This window comes from Endozoicomonas sp. Mp262, from assembly GCF_025643335.1.
In the GTDB taxonomy this organism is placed as follows: Bacteria; Pseudomonadota; Gammaproteobacteria; order Pseudomonadales; family Endozoicomonadaceae; genus Endonucleibacter.
Genome location: NZ_CP092490.1, coordinates 1 through 16,230, shown reverse-complemented (window position 1 = coordinate 16,230; position 16,230 = coordinate 1). Strand labels below are relative to the sequence as shown.

At 49.0% G+C, this 16,230-nt stretch carries 22 protein-coding genes and 1 pseudogene; 6 read left to right on the top strand and 17 right to left on the bottom strand.

The genetic code is table 11. From position 1 onward, the window contains the following. Position 1: 1 nt before the first annotated feature. From MJ595_RS23140 to MJ595_RS23105, 8 genes are read right to left on the bottom strand one after another with little or no spacing between them, the layout of a single operon-like run. On the bottom strand, positions 2–745 hold the full coding sequence (locus tag MJ595_RS23140) for a hypothetical protein (RefSeq protein WP_263080058.1): 744 nt from the start codon (positions 743–745) through the stop codon (positions 2–4). Positions 746–777: 32 nt separating this feature from the next. Beyond that, positions 778–1,188, bottom strand: a complete 411-nt coding sequence (locus MJ595_RS23135) for a hypothetical protein (RefSeq protein WP_263080060.1) — start codon at positions 1,186–1,188, stop codon at positions 778–780. Next, on the bottom strand, positions 1,166–1,786 hold the full coding sequence (locus MJ595_RS23130; RefSeq protein WP_263080062.1) for a hypothetical protein: 621 nt from the start codon (positions 1,784–1,786) through the stop codon (positions 1,166–1,168). The genes MJ595_RS23135 and MJ595_RS23130 overlap by 23 nt, the downstream gene beginning before the upstream one ends. Then, on the bottom strand, positions 1,776–2,069 hold the full coding sequence (locus MJ595_RS23125; protein WP_263080064.1) for a hypothetical protein: 294 nt from the start codon (positions 2,067–2,069) through the stop codon (positions 1,776–1,778). Before MJ595_RS23125 ends, MJ595_RS23130 begins: the two co-directional genes overlap by 11 nt. Beyond that, the gene (locus MJ595_RS23120; protein WP_263080065.1) at positions 2,054–3,049 is read right to left on the bottom strand and encodes a major capsid protein; all 996 of its coding nucleotides are present in this window, start codon (positions 3,047–3,049) and stop codon (positions 2,054–2,056) included. The genes MJ595_RS23125 and MJ595_RS23120 overlap by 16 nt, the downstream gene beginning before the upstream one ends. After that, positions 3,046–3,426 (bottom strand): head decoration protein, encoded by a 381-nt coding sequence (locus MJ595_RS23115; RefSeq protein WP_263080068.1) that lies wholly within the window; start codon positions 3,424–3,426, stop codon positions 3,046–3,048. Before MJ595_RS23115 ends, MJ595_RS23120 begins: the two co-directional genes overlap by 4 nt. Positions 3,427–3,461: 35 nt before the next feature. Continuing rightward, a complete protein-coding gene (locus tag MJ595_RS23110) occupies positions 3,462–4,448 on the bottom strand; it encodes a Clp protease ClpP (protein WP_263080069.1) in 987 nt (328 codons plus the stop codon). Continuing rightward, positions 4,426–5,919: a phage portal protein gene (locus MJ595_RS23105; protein WP_263322589.1), complete on the bottom strand. Its 1,494-nt coding sequence runs from the start codon at positions 5,917–5,919 to the stop codon at positions 4,426–4,428. Before MJ595_RS23105 ends, MJ595_RS23110 begins: the two co-directional genes overlap by 23 nt. A gap of 59 nt (positions 5,920–5,978) precedes the next feature. On the opposite strand from MJ595_RS23105, the gene MJ595_RS23100 reads away from it, so the two are divergent. Continuing rightward, positions 5,979–6,257: a BrnT family toxin gene (locus tag MJ595_RS23100; RefSeq protein ID WP_263322588.1), complete on the top strand. Its 279-nt coding sequence runs from the start codon at positions 5,979–5,981 to the stop codon at positions 6,255–6,257. Continuing rightward, a complete protein-coding gene (locus MJ595_RS23095; RefSeq protein WP_263322587.1) occupies positions 6,235–6,486 on the top strand; it encodes a BrnA antitoxin family protein in 252 nt (83 codons plus the stop codon). Before MJ595_RS23100 ends, MJ595_RS23095 begins: the two co-directional genes overlap by 23 nt. Here MJ595_RS23095 and MJ595_RS23090 read toward each other — a convergent pair. The 4 genes from MJ595_RS23090 to MJ595_RS23075 form a co-directional block, all read right to left on the bottom strand. Next, entirely contained in the window at positions 6,483–6,701 is a 219-nt protein-coding gene (locus MJ595_RS23090; RefSeq protein WP_263322586.1) for a hypothetical protein, read from the bottom strand. The two genes, MJ595_RS23095 and MJ595_RS23090, sit on opposite strands and share 4 nt — an antisense overlap. A 5-nt stretch (positions 6,702–6,706) precedes the next feature. Beyond that, the gene (locus tag MJ595_RS23085; protein WP_263322585.1) at positions 6,707–8,275 is read right to left on the bottom strand and encodes a phage terminase large subunit family protein; all 1,569 of its coding nucleotides are present in this window, start codon (positions 8,273–8,275) and stop codon (positions 6,707–6,709) included. Then, on the bottom strand, positions 8,272–9,657 hold the full coding sequence (locus tag MJ595_RS23080; RefSeq protein ID WP_263322584.1) for a phage terminase large subunit family protein: 1,386 nt from the start codon (positions 9,655–9,657) through the stop codon (positions 8,272–8,274). Before MJ595_RS23080 ends, MJ595_RS23085 begins: the two co-directional genes overlap by 4 nt. A 68-nt stretch (positions 9,658–9,725) precedes the next feature. After that, on the bottom strand, positions 9,726–10,232 hold the full coding sequence (locus tag MJ595_RS23075) for a hypothetical protein (RefSeq protein ID WP_263322583.1): 507 nt from the start codon (positions 10,230–10,232) through the stop codon (positions 9,726–9,728). Between the two features lie 107 nt (positions 10,233–10,339). Here MJ595_RS23075 and MJ595_RS23070 point away from each other — a divergent pair, with 107 nt between their 5' ends. The 4 genes and pseudogenes from MJ595_RS23070 (at position 10,340) to MJ595_RS23055 (ending at position 12,895) form a co-directional block, all read left to right on the top strand. Further along, positions 10,340–10,492, top strand: a complete 153-nt coding sequence (locus MJ595_RS23070) for a hypothetical protein (RefSeq protein ID WP_263322582.1) — start codon at positions 10,340–10,342, stop codon at positions 10,490–10,492. 77 nt (positions 10,493–10,569) lie between these two features. Beyond that, positions 10,570–11,967: pseudogene (locus MJ595_RS23065) on the top strand (IS1380 family transposase). Positions 11,968–12,145: 178 nt separating this feature from the next. Beyond that, positions 12,146–12,520: a DUF3489 domain-containing protein gene (locus MJ595_RS23060; protein WP_263322581.1), complete on the top strand. Its 375-nt coding sequence runs from the start codon at positions 12,146–12,148 to the stop codon at positions 12,518–12,520. An 18-nt stretch (positions 12,521–12,538) separates the two neighbouring features. Beyond that, positions 12,539–12,895, top strand: a complete 357-nt coding sequence (locus MJ595_RS23055; protein WP_263322580.1) for a hypothetical protein — start codon at positions 12,539–12,541, stop codon at positions 12,893–12,895. A gap of 2 nt (positions 12,896–12,897) precedes the next feature. Here the strand turns inward: MJ595_RS23055 and MJ595_RS23050 are convergent, their stop codons facing one another. The 5 genes from MJ595_RS23050 to MJ595_RS23030 all read right to left on the bottom strand — a co-directional run. Next, positions 12,898–14,298: a hypothetical protein gene (locus MJ595_RS23050; RefSeq protein WP_263322579.1), complete on the bottom strand. Its 1,401-nt coding sequence runs from the start codon at positions 14,296–14,298 to the stop codon at positions 12,898–12,900. 338 nt (positions 14,299–14,636) lie between these two features. Continuing rightward, positions 14,637–15,014, bottom strand: coding sequence for a holin family protein (locus MJ595_RS23045; RefSeq protein WP_263322578.1), 378 nt, complete (start codon positions 15,012–15,014; stop codon positions 14,637–14,639). After that, entirely contained in the window at positions 15,011–15,460 is a 450-nt protein-coding gene (locus MJ595_RS23040; RefSeq protein WP_263322577.1) for an N-acetylmuramoyl-L-alanine amidase, read from the bottom strand. The genes MJ595_RS23045 and MJ595_RS23040 overlap by 4 nt, the downstream gene beginning before the upstream one ends. A 3-nt stretch (positions 15,461–15,463) precedes the next feature. Continuing rightward, positions 15,464–15,739, bottom strand: coding sequence for a hypothetical protein (locus MJ595_RS23035; RefSeq protein ID WP_263322576.1), 276 nt, complete (start codon positions 15,737–15,739; stop codon positions 15,464–15,466). Further along, on the bottom strand, positions 15,705–16,230 hold a 526-nt coding region (locus MJ595_RS23030; RefSeq protein ID WP_263322575.1), incomplete at its 5' end, for a DNA methyltransferase. The genes MJ595_RS23030 and MJ595_RS23035, both read right to left, overlap by 35 nt.

Below are 16,230 nucleotides of genomic sequence, written 5' to 3'. Positions count from 1 at the left end.
GTTAACTCGCCAGATCCAGCTGCATAAACTGACTTAAGCCATTGCCGCTGATAGTGGTATCCGCCAATACATCCAGTTGCAGGGTAATACTGGCAAAGTCATCACTGATAAAGCCCAGGTTTTGCACCGGGCTAAATTTCACCCGGTGAACCCGGATATTAAACGGGCTGCCTTCCTGGGCATCATTCAAGCCCTCCATAAACAACACAAACTCTTTACCCGAATTCACCAGCGCCTGCACCATACTGGCAGCCACCGGCGTATAGCTGACTTTGACGCCCTGATTATCAATACCACCGCCATCAACCACCTTGATGCCACTGGCAACCCGGACATAATCATCCCCTTCGGTGAGTACTGTATCCAAGGAGTCTTTGACGGTAATGGATTGACTGCTATCGGGCAGCTTATCGAAAGGGATCAGTTCATCGGCAATACCAAACGAAGCCTGCTCTTCATCAACCACCGGGGTAACCGCCACACTTTCAATGCCAGCGCGAAGGGCTAAAGCAAGATTATCCGGGGTAAAGTCATGGGCATTCAAAGCAGCAGTCACACCCGAAACCCGGCTGAGGACATTACGATTGCCGCCACCACCCAGATAATTCTTCAGCTCTTTCCGATCTTCTTCAAAACTGAAAGTAAACTCACTGACGTTGCCAATGGGCAATAAAGGCGCGCTTTTATCATAGGGCTGGATATGAATCTGACCCGCACCAATAAAACTACGTTCTTGTAGGCTCATATAAACAATCCTTGTTGGTGTTTTGAGGGAATTTAAAGAATGGCTTCCACCGTCAAGGTGATATCCGCAAAGGACAACTGACTGTGGCCAGGGGCTATATCAAATTCGGTTTCGCTGAGGCTGTGTTTAATAGACGCCGGGCAGAGTTTTTCGTTCAGGGGAAAGACCTCCCTCACCTGCCGGGCATACTGCAATAATTCCAGAGTGGTCTCAGCCTGTGTTTTGAGGGCTACGCTGATGATAAATGAAAACTGATAGCGGGCTTTGCTCCCCTGGCGATTGATTTCACGCAATGTATCCAGCTGCACCAGAATCGCCGGAAACTGATCGCCATTATCGATCCCCGTGGCTGAATAACCAAGAAGTACATTATCTATTACGGCAGCCAACTTACTGGTAATGGCATCAACAATGATAGCTTCAGGACTCGATATGGAAGGCATAATGGAGTTCCTGTTTCACCAGGGTGATGTAGCGTTGTTCAAGTGATGGCTCAATATCCTTTAACGCCCGTGCCGCATCGTCATGAAAGCTGTTCTTCTCCAATTTAATGGGCAACCCCATCCACATCATGCGTCCCTGGCGACGTGAGCGCACATATCGGTGACGCCATTCTTTTTTACGCTTAAATACCTGAGCACCATTGCCTGTTAAACGCGGCACAATAAATGCGCCCTGCCAGAATATCCTGCCGGTTTTAACCCCCTTGGCCATGCGCAGGGGTTTGCCGTAATAATGAGCCGCAATTTCACTGGTGCCGACAAAAATACCCAGCGTGTATGCGTTGACCACCACATTACCGGAAGGACCATAACTTGGCGTATAGAGTTTAACCTTCAATCTTCTGAGTTTTTTTAGCTGCTTCTGGGTAATGGGGTGAGCCCGGCTGATTGCCCTTAATACCTGCCGCTCTGCATACACAGACAGTTTGCGCATAGCCCGATGAACAGCCCGGTTAACCTTTTCAGGGGCACTGGCAAACTCACGCTGATAGCGTTCTAGGCCACCGTCAATCCATAAGTCGTAAGTGCTATTGCTCATGGAGATTCCAGGCCACAAACTGGCCATCGTCTTTTAGCTTTCGATCCACACGCCATGCCTGCCCTTCTGCTTCAACCCTGTCACCCCGGTTAAGAAGAATATCACTCGCCAGAGTGATCACAGAAAGCTGCTCCATCAACGCATCAAAGCTACCCGTAGCCACTACTTCACGGCTGATGATCGCCTGCGTTGTTATGACAGCCTCACCTGGACGAACGACCTGAACCGGTTGACCCAGGGTTGCCAGCACGACTTGATCCAGTTGCTTTAACTCATCTTGCACTTGATCACCGCCCGGGGCTTGAGACAAATGGGTAGAGGGTTGGACTGGGTGTGGATCTGTACGCCCTTATCAAAGTCCAGAATCTTCTGTTTAGCGTAGCGAGGCAGCCCAATGGTATTGACCGTTTCAATAAAATCCGCCGGAGCAAACCAGGTTTTGAAGATGCCAGTGCCTTCAGGGATCACATAGGCCTCATCGGCTTTGATAAACGGGATATCACCCACCTGCCCCCGGTATTCTTCCCAGTCAATATCACCGAAACGGAAGCCTGCCTTTGGATCATTGCGAAGCAGAGCACTGTCCTGGTAACGGTGGTAAGCATCTTTCACATACTCATGACCCACCAAACCATCGTAGAAATCAGCGCCACAAAATGCCCTTAATCCCGAGTAAGGCTGGGCACCTAATGCGGCATCCACTTTACGGCGGAGCTTCACCGACTCAATGCGCACATCGGTCAGCTCATCACTGAACTTGTAGGTATGGGTCTGTTGCTGAACACCAAACTCCTGAAACAGGTCGTAAATCACACTGCTGCCATCGGCATCGAGAATCTGGCCTTTCAGCGCACCCAGTCTCAAGTGTTCGAGAGTCACCTCATGGTTGGCATTCATATCGGCCAGGCGCTGGTTCACCACTGTCTTCACTCCTTCCAGGGCACTTTCTGAACCGAAGGCCCGCACGTTACGCACTTCATCAGCAATAATGGTGGAATCATAGGGAATATGGGGAATCACAAAACTGCGTACCTGACGTTTACCGCCTCGGGCTTGGGGAGCCGGAGCGCCTCGTTCGGTGGTGGGCAACAACTTCAACTCACCGTTGCGGGACTCAACAATGGCCGTGGTGGTATTGATGCCACTTTCCGTAAACAGCCCCAGCTCACCAATACGACCCGGCTTATAGGACTGATCATTCAGCGTTGCGGTCAGGCTGGTTAAGCTGAACGCATCGTCGTTAAATATATCCAGCAGGCTCATGCGCTTTCTCCCTGTCGCAGAATAATGTTCAGTGCTTCCAGCTCATTGGTTGCAGTGGCTTTCTGTTCATCGGTGATGGCCTCTGGCCAAATAAGCAGGACTTCATCCACTTCTGCCAGCCGGGCAATAATTACGGCTTCACCGCCGGTTGCATCCGTCGCCACATGATCCCAGAGCACCCCTACAGCCATTTGCAGACCATTATCTGCTACAAGATCCAGCGGGCCATAGACATCGGTGGCAGTGTTTTTGCCAAGCACAGTCCCTGGCAACAGCGTCAGATCCGGAGCCAGTTCGACCAACTCCCGGCTGATTGAGTTATTTCCTTCAGACACAATAAATTCGCCAGTGTGTACCGGCTCGATTTTTACGGGCATAGGGTCAGTCCTTTGAAAGGGTGGGGAGAAAAGGTTTAGACAGCGGTGGTTTGCTTGTTGCGTCTGCGATACACAGACTGTGTATCAATTAATGGCTTCAGAACCTGCCCTTGCTGCTTTGGGGTCAGGGTATTGTTAATGGGCTTGTCGTCTTTGGTGAGTAGCTCAAATAGTTCAGATCGCACCTGCTCTTCTGTGCGGCCAGACTGGATATAACTACCGGCTTTGTCAGGGCAGTGAGCAGCTGTACAAAGAGACTTGATGGCTTCACACTCTGCCAGACGATTATTGACGTCTTCAATACCCTGCTGCTGACTCAGAAACTGCTCGGCCATTTCCGGGTAACCAGCCTGATTGCACAGACGCATGACACTGAGGGCATGGACACCTTTATCTTCAGCGTCATCGGACTTAACACCCTCAGGAGCTTTGTTGAAACCGGATAAGTCAAAACTGGCCGCTATTTTTACCGGGCTATCGATGGCATCAACCAAGCCTTTCTGGTTAGCTTCTTCTGCGGTAAACCAGGTCTCTTCATCCATCAGTTCTTTTACCTCCTCGGGTTCCAGCGCACACTGGCTACAGTAAGTCTGGGCAATCACCTCGGTGGTTTTATCCAGCATATCTGCCATCTTACGCAACTCTTCAGCATCACCCCCCACCCAGCTAAACGGGTTATGAATCATCAACAGGGCGTTCTCAGCCATATGAATGGTGTCGCCTGCCATGGCAATCACACTGGCAATACTGGCAGCCAGCCCTTCAATACGCACATGGATATGAGCCTTGTGGTAACGCAGGGCGTTGTAAATAGCAATGCCATCAAACACGGAGCCACCGGGACTGTTAATTCGGACAGTAATTTCATCCGCTTCGATATCCTTGAGGGTATTGACCAGCTGTCGGGCAGAGAGTCCGGCCCAGTCACCAATCACATCATAAATCAACAATTCGGCGGGCTGGCCCGACTGGTTTTTCAGGGAGTACCAGGCTCTACTTTTATTGAGCGGTTTTTTGTTCATCCGGTGAATCGTCCTTATCCGTGGAAGGGGTGGTTTTCAGGTCATTACGAGCATCACTATCATATTGCAACGCCAGCTCATCGGCCCGGCGATTATCAGCAGCGATCTCATCATCAATCTGTTCACTGTCGTAGCCCTGCTCTGACACCACTTCTGAACGGGATTTGAAACCACTGCGAACGGCCAGGTTCTGGGCCTGCATATCCTGCACCGGATGCATATAGGGCCAACCCTGGGGAATCCATTTCACCCGGCGGTAATCTGCCTTGCGGGTGTGGTAGCCCGGTGCATGAATGGCACCACTGAGCACTGCCAGATCCAGCCAGTAATTCCAAACCGGACGACACAGTTGAAAAACAATCTGGTTATGTTGAATCTGCTGGATGCGTCGCCTGAATTCATTCAGCACTACCCGCAGAGCTCTGTCACTGACACCTTTCATATCACCGGAGAGAATCTCGTAGGGCAGGCCAATACCCGCGGCTACCGCCATTAACTGTTGGCGGATAAAGTCCGGGTAATTACTCGCTGCTCCTGGTGGCGTATTGAAGGTAATTTCCTCACCCGGCGATAACTCCTGCATAGTCCCCGGCTCCATGGCCACCATGGGAACACCCTGAAGATCATAAACAATGGGTCTGCCAGTGAGTGGATCAACCTTTTCCTGTTCCGGCGCAGGCTTGGTGATAAAGCCGGTAAAAAGATTCGCAATCTCCTGACGCAGCAGCGTGGCATCATCAAACTTATCCAGATGAAACATCCGCAACAACACCTGGGTTAGCAAGGGCTGTCCCCGTAACTGACCGGGTCTTAAGGGTTCATAAATATGAAGGATCTGTTCTGCTGGAATACGACGAAGGTTGGCAGTATCCAAGGTAGTGTAATCAGAGGGATGGGCCTTATGCATCCAGTACGCCACCCGCTGACCGATGGCATTAAACTCAATGCCCGCCCGAATAGTATGGCCGTTTTTCAGATCATCATTGTAATCCCAGGGGACAAATTCTGACTCCAGTAACTGCAGTTGTAACGGTACAGAAAACCCATCTTCCAGCTTACGGGGCCGAAATCGAATAAAGCATTCACCAGACTCCAGCATCGAGCGGGTTGCCAATGACTGCTGTCCATAAAAGTCCAACTGACCATCCGCACCAGACTCATCGGTCCAGTCCAGAAACAGGGTCTGCAGTTTTTTACGGAAGCGATCATTGCTTGCTTCAGATTTGGGCTTGATACCGGTACCGATAATATTGGCCACCAGTTTTTCCAGCCCCGATGCAGCCCAGGGATCGTTACGAATAGCGGCTCTTGAGCGGTTGATCAGCGTACCGAGGTTGCCGGTCAGTGCATTATTAGGACCACTGGCAGGGGCTGACCAGCTCTGGCTTCTTCGACCATGGCCTGCGGAGGTGTAGGCCAGGTTTTTAAGCTCTGGCAGAAGCCAGGTGGCTACTTTTTGTCTCAGGCGCATTCTATTTTCTCGAAAACCTGTGCTAACCTGTATGTACAAATGTTAATACTGGCTAGACCATGCGATTTGAGTGGGATGAGGCTAAAAACCAAGCCAATATTCGTAAGCACGGTATCAACTTTCAGGATGCTATCGACATATTCAATCATCCAATATTGTGCCGACTGGATGATCGTGCCGATTATGCCGAGGAACGCTGGGTAGCCATTGGTCGAATCCAGCACCTGACAGGTATTGTTGTCTTTACCGAAAGAACGGGAGATATTGTCCGAATTATTTCCGCACGTAAGGCCACTAAACGGGAGGTGCGTCTCTATGAAAAAAACACCGGGTACTGACTGGAAAAGGCTTGAGAGTATGAAAGATGAAGAGATTGACACCTCTGATATTCCTGAGCTTGATGATGACTTTTTTAATGAAGCTGAGCTGCGGGTTCCTGTGAAAAAACCGGTAACGATCCGGCTTGATGCGGATGTACTGGAATGGTTTAAAAATCAGGGGCAAGGCTACCAGACTCGTATTAACAGCTTGCTCAGAAAATATATGGAAGCCCAACAATCACGCTAAATGCCTTTGCTGGAATAGATACCATATTGTCTGGGTCGCTTCTGCTGCTTTTGCAACTCCCGCTCAATGGCATTTAACCGGCGCTCCATCTCCCCAAAGCTGGCGTACTCTACTTTTCGTCCTTCAAACTCTACGGTGCGGGTTTCACGAAGTAATACGGCTCGCTTCAGTGCCAAATATTCTGCATCACTGATAATGGGTTCTTGCTGGGACATTGGTGTTACCCGTTGAGATAAGTACTTCGGGACAAGCGTCTTGGGCGTGTACTGATGGCTTCTGATGACATATCCGCTTGATCAATTTTTACTTCAGGCTCTGGCCGTTGCTCTGCCAGCCTTTCAAGATCAAGCCCCCTGTGTTGCTGAAGGATACGAACGGCTGTCAGGGCATAGACCCGACAGTCCAGTGCTTCATTGCGCTTCTTTTTGGCATCCCACTCAAAGTAAGCGACGCCCTTTTTATACTTTCGGATCTTTTCTTCAGCGGTGGCCTGCTTGAAATAGTCCTCATCAAAGCAATCCTTCACCGGCCAGTGACAGTAACCTGCGCCCGGCTCCAGTATTCGATAACGCTGGTAGATCAGCTCTTTGGCGGTATCCGTTCCAACCAGGGTCAGATAGATGCCTTTTTTATTGCGGGTTTTGGGAAAAGTGGCGATAGGTTTACCCGCTTGGGATGCACCTTTGATCGGGATTAACCAGTCCGCTCCCTGCTTCCGGGAAAAGGCATAGACTTCATCAGTGTAATGGCCACCGGAGTCCATACAAACCTGGGCCAGATTCATCAGTACACCATCCTGACGACGGTAAGGTTTGCGCAGCTTATCTGCCAGAATGTTCCAAATATCAGGCCGGGAAAGATCACCATAGAGGCGAATATAATCAATGGACCAGCTTTCTTCGCCTGCACCCCAGCCCACCACTTCGTATTCAATACGGTCATCCTGAACATCAACGCCACAGGTCAGTACTTCTGCATGCCAGGGCACGTCTGCCGGGTAATGCTCACGACGCTGGTAAAGCAATTCATAATCAACGGTTTCTCCAGTCTCTTGCCAGGTCTGACCAAGAACTGTATTGGTCCAGTCTTTCAGCAGGATGGGATCATTCTTAGCCGCAAGAAAATCTTCTACCGCATTAGCCCAGCTATACCAGCCATTAGGGCTATAAAGCGAGCTAAGGTGATAACCACGAACTTTGCCATCAGCTTCAGGATTCATTGAGATCCATTGACCCTTGGCCAGCAGCTTGGGTTTGTCATGCTCCTGCATCCGATGGCCACAGCTGATACATTCAAAGCATGCGGTATCTGGGTTGTTATCTTCAAAACGAATCTGCTGCCACTCAATCGATTGAAGGTGGCTGCACTGTGTACAAGGCACATGATACTGCCGCTGATCGCTGGCTTCATAGGCCGCTTCTATTTTACTAGCCCCGGCAATATTAGGCGTGGAGACCATCAGGATTTTCCGGTTGCGGGAAAACGTCGCTGTTCGCTTGATGGCAAGATTAATGGGACTGCCCTCCCCGTCCACATCATCGTCATAGGCATCCACTTCATCCAGAAACAAAAACCGGGCAGGCATGGAGCGCAGGCCGGTGGCTGAGTTGGCTCCGGTGATAATTAACACCCCATTTGGAAATTCCTTCACCATCTGGGTATTGCCGGAATCCCGGGATCGGGGATCTTTCACCCGTTCTCTCAGAATCGGCATTTCCTCAATCATCGGCGCAATACGCTGCTTGGAGGTCCGCTTGGCCATATCCAAGGTGGGCAGTACATACATCATGGGGCTGGGGTATGGTGGACGACATAGCCCAGCCAGTTATTGCCGCACTCGGTATTGTGTGTGGGTATCCAGCCTTTGCCGCACAGGTACAGGTGGCTGGGAGAGCTGACTTCGATGCAACGGACAGGTACAGAAGCAACAGGCTCTATTGCCTCAATTCGACGCCGCTTTGCTTGTGTTGGCCTTCCTTCGCTGCTGGAGCGCATGCGAGCGACTTTTCGGGTTAGACGGAACATCGGCTCTTCAACATAAGCCGTCCAAGACACTCGCCAACCCGGCTGGCAAGTGTAAACATTTCCATTGGGATAAGCTTTGGTTCTCGAGGGTCTGTCATAAATGCTGACTTTATAACCAAGACTCTCAAGTATCTCGGACATCCCATCAACCAGCTTACGGTTGATGTTACTGAACTCACAACGCTTACCGTCTACGTCAATAGAACCATCGCTATCCATTAATCCCTGAATCAGTGCTAACCGCTGAGCCCTGGAAGACCTTAGATAGTCTTCAGGAATATGTTTATTACCAAGAACATCGAGATACCGCAGAGCCTGAGTAAAATCAGAGCCATGGCGGGCAAGATTCACATCCCCCTTGTTTTCAAAAAAAGATTTTAATCTGATGGTGGGATCAATAACGATATTAGCGCATCGACCTTTGCGCCAGGCAGGCAGACGAAACACTGCCTCAACACCACAGTCCTTGAGGTGTTCGGTAAGCTCCGTATCTGATTCATCCACACTGATATGATTCATGGTGCTGTTGCCATCACCTAGCCATACCCCTAAAACGTAAGGGTGGATGAGCAGGTCTCGCTCCGGCAGCTCTACTGGCTGACAAACATCAATGGCATAACGCCGTCGCCGACTATTACCAATAAACGTTCGACCAAGCATCTGCTCTGTCGTTAGTGTTTTTTGTACCGGCTGATCATTGGTAAAGTCCCAGACTGGCCAGCGATGACTACCATCACAAGTGACTGTTTCACCATCGTCAAAGTGCAGAGTAAAACACTCCCTGCCAGTAAAAACGGGTGACACTCCCTGCACACGACAAGGCTTTCCTTGCTCATCAAAAAGCCAGTCTCCCACTTCCATCTGTCCCATTGTTGTCCAGCCATCGACTGTTGGAATCGGTGTATCCAGCGCCAGTGGTCCGCCGACCTGTGCACCTTTCATAAAGGCGATTCGCTCAACAGCCGAGGATGGTGATAGACAATCCATAATCTCTTTCAAATACGGTGTACGCGTAGTTCGCCACCTTCCAGCTTCCTTGGCAGACTTTGTCGGCAAAATTCGGTGCTCATCAGCCCACTCGGACACAGTAAGGCGTGTATCCGGCTTTAAACCTGAAAAAAAACCAGAGCAATAGGGGCTATCCATGCCGACCCTCACACAGTCACAATCACATTAAGTAGAAATGGGTAAGAACTACCCGTTGGAGAGTGAACTTACTGCCGACTCAGTTCACGGAGAATATTTTCCAGTTCCTCTTCAAGAAGCTGCCGTACCTGCCGTGGATCTTGCTCAGCGGCCAAAATATCGGCTAACCGGTCAGGAATACCCAACAACGCATCCCGAATAATCCGCCCTGCCCGGAATGCATCCTCGCGTACCTTCGAAGCATCCGTGAGCTTGCCTGCCTTTTCCTCATACTCCATCTTCGCCATCTTGGCCCGGAAGGCTTCGCGCATGGTGCGGGCGGAGGCGAAATCCACGGCTTTACGATTATCCACTGGGTAGCTGGTACTGGCGATCACCTCGCCCCGAGAAGGGTTACTTTGCCGCAGTACAGTGGAAGGTTCGGCCAGTTCTTCTATGGCCTTTTTAGCCGCCACAGGGTCGATTCTGCCGCCTTTTACCTCGATCCGGCCCTGTTTTACCAGTTTGTTCACATATTGCCGGGACCAGCCGTTCTGGCGGGCAAATTCGGCCTGTGTCAACCACTCTCCGGCCATGACCTGCTCCGTCTGGAATCCTTGGATTTATTCCCCTGAATAACTTGCTAAGTGGCCAACACTGAGCCTGTATGTAAGTAGCCCGAAAAATGATAACCAAGGAGCATATGATGAAAAAAACAACCCTTAGCGACAGCCAGAAAAACGTCCTGCAACTGGGCCATGACAAAGGTACCTTCACCGCAGATGACCTTCCCCTGAAAGGCGCACCGCGGAAAAAAGTGCTGGAAAGTCTGCTAACCCGGATATTTCATAAATAAAGGCAAGTTCCGTCCAATCTGTTGGTACGATTGGATTGACAAAAAAATGCTTCGGAAAAAGCAAACCGGAACTTGCCATGACCCAATCTACACAAGAGCAGCTTCGCTTTCATCCTTCAAATGGTAAAACTATCCGTGCGGACTTCAATGGTGGAGAGTTATCTTCAGATTTTGGGGCTCTGCTGTTACGGGAAACCATATTGCATAGCGGACTTATTTCCAGACTGACCCAGGCCATTGATGACAAGCGTCACCCATCCTACATTGACCACTCTCTGCAAAACCTCCTGGTTCAGCGAATTTTGCAAATGGCTTGCGGTTATGAGGATGCCAACGACAGCAACCGCCTCCGTAAAGACCCCATGTTAAAGCTGGCTACCGGACGAAACCCTTTGGATGATGATAACCACCTGGCTTCATCTCCCACCTACACACGGCTCGGGAAGTCCATGCGGCGCAAAGATATCTATCAAATGGCTGAAGCATTTGTGCATCATTTTATCGCCAGTTATGACTTGCCACCTATGGCTATCGTGATCGATCTTGATCACACACCGGCCATTACCCACGGATCGCAGCAAATGAATTTGTTTAATGCCAAATATCAGGACTACTGTTATCTGCCTTTGCTGATTTTTGAAGGTCTCAGTGGCAAGCTGATTACTGCCATCCTCCGTCCAGGCAAAACGCCAACAGGCAGGGAAAATGCCGCTATTATCAAGCGTGTCATCAAGCTTATCCGTAAACGGTGGCCAAAAACCCATTTGCTGGTGCGCGGGGATAGCCACTTTGCTCAACCTGAGTTAATGCATGTTGTTCAGGCTAATACTCATGCTGATTATGTGCTGGGTAAAGGTGCCGGTCACAAGACGGCCTTACGCCCTAAAGCCAAAGAGTTGCTAGATGAGGCTCGTCGAGCTTTCAAGGTTAAAACAGCCTTAGCCAAGTTGAACGATATGCCTGAGCCAGAACGACTCAGGCTGTACGGTGAGGCCGAGTATCAGGCTAAAAGCTGGAAAGGGCCGATACCCGGATAATCTATAAGGCAGAGGTTAACGAGAAAGGCGACAATCCCCGCTTTATTGTCACCTCAATCAAAGAGGCTTCCCCAGAGGTGATTTATGAGGATCTGTACTGCCCAAGAGGGCAGGATGAGAATTTCATTAAGCACCTGAAAAGTGATCTGTCCGGTGACAGACTGTCAGACCAGACCTTTCTGGCCAATCACTTGAGACTGTTTTATGCCTGTGCGGCTTACGTTCTGCATTACGAGCTGAGAACCAAGGCTTTGAAAGGAACGGAACTGGAAAGCCCAGCCATCAACGGTAATCACAAAACTCTGCAAAGTAGCGGTTAAGGTGGTTGAGTACAAGGATCGGATCAAACTGCACCTACCCAGCAGCTGCCCATTCAAGAAGCTTTTGCAGCATGTAACAGAGATATTTTATCAAATGCCGTTGCCTCGGCCTGGGTAGCAGCCTCCACAACGCTTAGCCCGCCTAAATAATAACCAGATGAGAGACGTTTGGAGTATTCATTCGGCCTAAAAAAGCAGAATTGATCGTTAAATGTTCAGATTGGTGTAGTCGGAGCCTGAAGACCTTTAGTCACAGAGTGATAAAACAGCAGCCCCCACAGAAAAGTCAAAATTGAATGGACAGCCTGCTGCTTTATGAAATATCCGGGCTAAACAAACAGCTAATCAAAATCATCAAGCGCAATGATCAATGGCAGGATTACGCCCTGACCCCGGAAGGCAGACAGGCCATCGGTGTTGAAGAACCAGAACAAAAGTCATCAGGCAAAATAAGAACTGGCACCAAGCTACACAGGGTCATTGAGCTACTTAGCCGACCCGAAGGTGCTGCCATTGCTGATATTATGCGGGAGACCGGATGGCAGCAGCATACCGTCAGAGGCACCCTGGCCGGAGCTCTGAAAAAACGACTGGGGCTGACCATTGACTCAGAAAAACCGGAAGGCAAAGACCGCATCTACCGGATTACCGCAGGACTGGAAACCCTCTGAACACCAACGGGCAGCAAAATGCATAATCCCATTCTACTGGCGGTGAAACTGAGTAACCGCCACTTTATGACCTGCAAGCTTTTTCACCCTGATCAGTACACACTCAGCTATCTTAACCGCTGGCACACGCCCTTACACAAAGCCATTTTTCTTGTAGAGCTGGGTAACCTGCACAGCGTTGTCGGACCGAAAGCCTCCGCCATGTATCGGGACTTGGGAGAGCACCGCATGGATCATCAAGTTAAGTTTGCCAGGACTCACCAAGAACTCCGCAGTTTGGCAAGAAGCTCGAAGATCACAACGCTCTACTGCTATGAGAACAATCACTGGCAGGTACATAAAAACAGCACCGTAAGATCATACCTAAATCGCTAGATTCAATCATCAAGTGTTACTTCATGATCTCTCTCTTTAGTCCAAACATCGCAACCACAATTCGCACCTCTCTGTCTTCCTCGTTTATTCCCATAACCTGTCCAAGGTTTTAGGCACTTATAGCAGAAGTGATGGCCACATCTACATTGAACCCGGTTACAGTGAGTCTTAACAATCAAGATTCCACACCTTGGACAATTTTGAGCATCTTGCTCTTTTAATAACTTAAGCGTTTTTTCATCTTTAGAAAGCTCTTTATTTTGTTGGCATGTATAACCATGATGATAAGGCCACTCACCACAAGCTAGACAGCCTTCTTTTCGGCATTTTGGGCAAAGAAATGGTTTAAATTCTCTTAAATATTGCTCAACCTCGTCAGCAGAAATTAATTTATTACAACCAGCTGGACAATACCTTCCCCCTCCACTAAGCGTATAATCTTCTAGGTTTTTTCTTGCGAGTCTATCAGGGGAAAAAAGAAGCTTAAATATGCCCTCTGGTATATATTTATCACATTCTGGCTGAGGACAAGTTAACTTTATTCTTCCATTATCTACTTCAGTATTTTCAGTCATATTGACATGACTTGCCAAACAATCAATACACAAACTGTGATCACACTCTAAATCCGCAAGAATTTGGTAGGAAACATCATCAAAACAGACCACACACTCTCTTTTTAAATCATTATCACCTTTAACAATAATTTTTTTACAGCACCTCTTAATTGCAAGATTTCGACGCCTTTCGTCATCAAGTGATTGATAAAATTCCGAACAGCTTTTACCATCATGAATTGCTTCACAACTCGCACATGAACTTTTACCACAAACTGGGCATTTCATGTACCCACCACCTTCATATTCAAATGCATTTTTACAGCTAGGACATTTTTTCAAAATCACAAGTTCTTGCAAGCTTAACTCACTCACACCACCAACAGCTCCTACTAACTCTTCATCGCAAGCTTTCGCACAAACATGACAAATATCATCATCGCACATGCATTCAAAACAAACATTATGCTTACATGGATATTTTTTTATCCACTCTTCACCTTGCACTTTATTACATATACAGCAGCTAACTTTTTTTTCCACAAGCTTTATTATTTCAGCATTTAGAGACCTCGGATCAAAAGAATTATCATCAATAGAACTTAGAACAACTCCAACAAATAGCTTAGCTTCTTCCGTTTGCATTGACTGGTTATACTTTTTTATAACAAAAGGCAATATCAATTTCATTTGCCTTTTGCCTGCCTCATTAGCCTCACCATTTAAATGTTCTTGAATTTCTTTTAAAACTCTCTCTTCCTCTACTGTTATTACAGCCAATACATTAGCATGATAAATAACGCACATAACAAATACATTAATCACTAGTTTAATAACTTGCTTCATATATACTGAGTTAGTTCCGCCATAAAATTACGTTTAAAGGATTTGAAATAAAATAATATTTATAGCTTTTTTTGAAAGCTGGTCAACTAAAAATTTTTTTATACTTGGTTGACACTATAAGCCTTTGTAATTATTACGATTAGAGATTTTGTCAACCCCGATTTTCAGCCTGTCGCTAGCGAAATCCCGCGGCCTTGGATACCCGCAATAGAGAGAAGTTCGCAGGGTCCCTCCGCCAACTTAAAGCCCAGTATTCACGGGGCTTACAGGCCAGTTACGGACAGTTCGGCGAACTTTTATGATGGGGTGCAAAACTCCAGCTACACGACGGCAATCGTTCATAGGACGTTTTTCCCGAATGTTTTTGCCACCTTTTCAACCCCTCGACTGGCAATGTATCCACCGATACCCAGTTGAATAATGGACATCAATTTTAGTTCGACTTCAGCATTAAGATTAGGAGCGGACCAACCCATCCAACGGCACACGATCAACGCCGCAAACACCAGCATCACAATGGGACGCCAGCATCGTTGCAACCCGCTCTCGCCCTGAGCTTCTGCCTTAATCACTCCTGCCTGTTGAGCCAGTTCATCCAGCTCACCCTTGAGCATCATCTCGGCCAGTACCACCTTCACTTGCTCAGCGTTTTCAGCATCAGGGAAGACCTTATCGATCACCTTACCCAGCAGGGGAATAGCTGTGGTCCAGCTCATGCTACGGCCTCAACGGTCTGAATACTGGCCTCTGCCAGCCACTGCTCCACATCAAAGCAGGGGCAGTCCTTCAGGCGGTTAAAATGGTTGTGGCCTTTCACCTGCGCCACAGGGTAGAGAGACTGCAAACCTGTAACCAACAGCTTGAGCATCTGCTTTTGGATGGCCGTGAAGTTATCCGCAGGGTCACCGTCTTTGCTCAGACCACCGACCAGACAAATACCAACACTCTCATGGTTATGCCCCCGGCAGTGAGCGCCCCACTGGTCACAGCCCCTGCCCTGTTTGACTGAACCATCCCGCTCAATCACCCAGTGATAGCCAATATCCATAAACGCCCGCTCCATCATGTGCCACCGTTTAATCTCCTCAAAGCCCACCTGTTGACCGGCAGTGGTAGCTGAACAGTGAATCACAATAAAATGGGTTTCCTTGCGCCTGGCCATCACTCATCCCCTGAGAAAGTAAGACAGTAGTCCGATACTGGCTGTGAGTAAAAGCCAGCCAAACCGTTCGATATAACTAAGCACTACGCCCCTTGTGCTGGATTGGAACTCCAGCTGGCGTAGCCGTTTTTCATGTCCATCCAGCCGCTCATTCTGGCGATTCAGGCCGGTGGTCTGATGGGTTATCCGCTCCTCGATCATCGCCAGCCGGGACACCGCATCGCTGAGCTTGTCGAGTTTGGAATCAATCTGATCCAGTCGCTTGGAGAGGTTGTCCATGGCGATCATCCTTGACCTGGGCAAAGGTCAGTTTGTTGGAGGCCAGCCAGGCTTCCTTGCCGGTGTACTCCTCCCAGCGGCGAACAATAACATCCACGTACTTGGGGTCCAGCTCAGTGATACGGGCACTGCGGTGGCTTTTCTCACAGGCGATGACGGTCGAGCCTGAACCACCGAACAGATCCAGAACAATATCTCTGGTCTTTGAAGAATTACGGATCGCCCGCTCAACCAACTCCACCGGCTTCATGGTGGGGTGCAGATCATTACGGGCAGGCTTGTTGTAATACCAGACATCGCCCTGATCCCTTGCCCCACACCAGAAGTGCTGTGAACCGTCCTTCCAACCGTAGAGAATGGGTTCGTACTGGCGTTGGTAATCAGAGCGTCCCAGTGTGAAGGTATTCTTGGCCCAGATGATAAACGTGGACCACTTGCCACCCCCTTCCCGAAAGGCTTTCTGCAGGGTATCCAGCTCAGACGACGACATG

Coding starts and splice junctions, on each gene's coding strand:
- MJ595_RS23075 (WP_263322583.1), bottom strand. CDS start 10,232: ATGGCCGGAGAGTGGTTGACACAGGCCGAATTTGCCCGCCAGAACGGC.
- MJ595_RS23055 (WP_263322580.1), top strand. CDS start 12,539: ATGCATAATCCCATTCTACTGGCGGTGAAACTGAGTAACCGCCACTTT.
- MJ595_RS23115 (WP_263080068.1), bottom strand. CDS start 3,426: ATGCCCGTAAAAATCGAGCCGGTACACACTGGCGAATTTATTGTGTCT.
- MJ595_RS23090 (WP_263322586.1), bottom strand. CDS start 6,701: ATGTCCCAGCAAGAACCCATTATCAGTGATGCAGAATATTTGGCACTG.
- MJ595_RS23105 (WP_263322589.1), bottom strand. CDS start 5,919: ATGCGCCTGAGACAAAAAGTAGCCACCTGGCTTCTGCCAGAGCTTAAA.
- MJ595_RS23140 (WP_263080058.1), bottom strand. CDS start 745: ATGAGCCTACAAGAACGTAGTTTTATTGGTGCGGGTCAGATTCATATC.
- MJ595_RS23120 (WP_263080065.1), bottom strand. CDS start 3,049: ATGAGCCTGCTGGATATATTTAACGACGATGCGTTCAGCTTAACCAGC.
- MJ595_RS23035 (WP_263322576.1), bottom strand. CDS start 15,739: ATGGACAACCTCTCCAAGCGACTGGATCAGATTGATTCCAAACTCGAC.
- MJ595_RS23050 (WP_263322579.1), bottom strand. CDS start 14,298: ATGAAGCAAGTTATTAAACTAGTGATTAATGTATTTGTTATGTGCGTT.
- MJ595_RS23040 (WP_263322577.1), bottom strand. CDS start 15,460: ATGGCCAGGCGCAAGGAAACCCATTTTATTGTGATTCACTGTTCAGCT.
- MJ595_RS23070 (WP_263322582.1), top strand. CDS start 10,340: ATGATGAAAAAAACAACCCTTAGCGACAGCCAGAAAAACGTCCTGCAA.
- MJ595_RS23100 (WP_263322588.1), top strand. CDS start 5,979: ATGCGATTTGAGTGGGATGAGGCTAAAAACCAAGCCAATATTCGTAAG.
- MJ595_RS23085 (WP_263322585.1), bottom strand. CDS start 8,275: ATGATGTATGTACTGCCCACCTTGGATATGGCCAAGCGGACCTCCAAG.
- MJ595_RS23130 (WP_263080062.1), bottom strand. CDS start 1,786: ATGAGCAATAGCACTTACGACTTATGGATTGACGGTGGCCTAGAACGC.
- MJ595_RS23045 (WP_263322578.1), bottom strand. CDS start 15,014: ATGAGCTGGACCACAGCTATTCCCCTGCTGGGTAAGGTGATCGATAAG.
- MJ595_RS23060 (WP_263322581.1), top strand. CDS start 12,146: ATGGACAGCCTGCTGCTTTATGAAATATCCGGGCTAAACAAACAGCTA.
- MJ595_RS23095 (WP_263322587.1), top strand. CDS start 6,235: ATGAAAAAAACACCGGGTACTGACTGGAAAAGGCTTGAGAGTATGAAA.
- MJ595_RS23080 (WP_263322584.1), bottom strand. CDS start 9,657: ATGGATAGCCCCTATTGCTCTGGTTTTTTTTCAGGTTTAAAGCCGGAT.
- MJ595_RS23135 (WP_263080060.1), bottom strand. CDS start 1,188: ATGCCTTCCATATCGAGTCCTGAAGCTATCATTGTTGATGCCATTACC.
- MJ595_RS23110 (WP_263080069.1), bottom strand. CDS start 4,448: ATGAACAAAAAACCGCTCAATAAAAGTAGAGCCTGGTACTCCCTGAAA.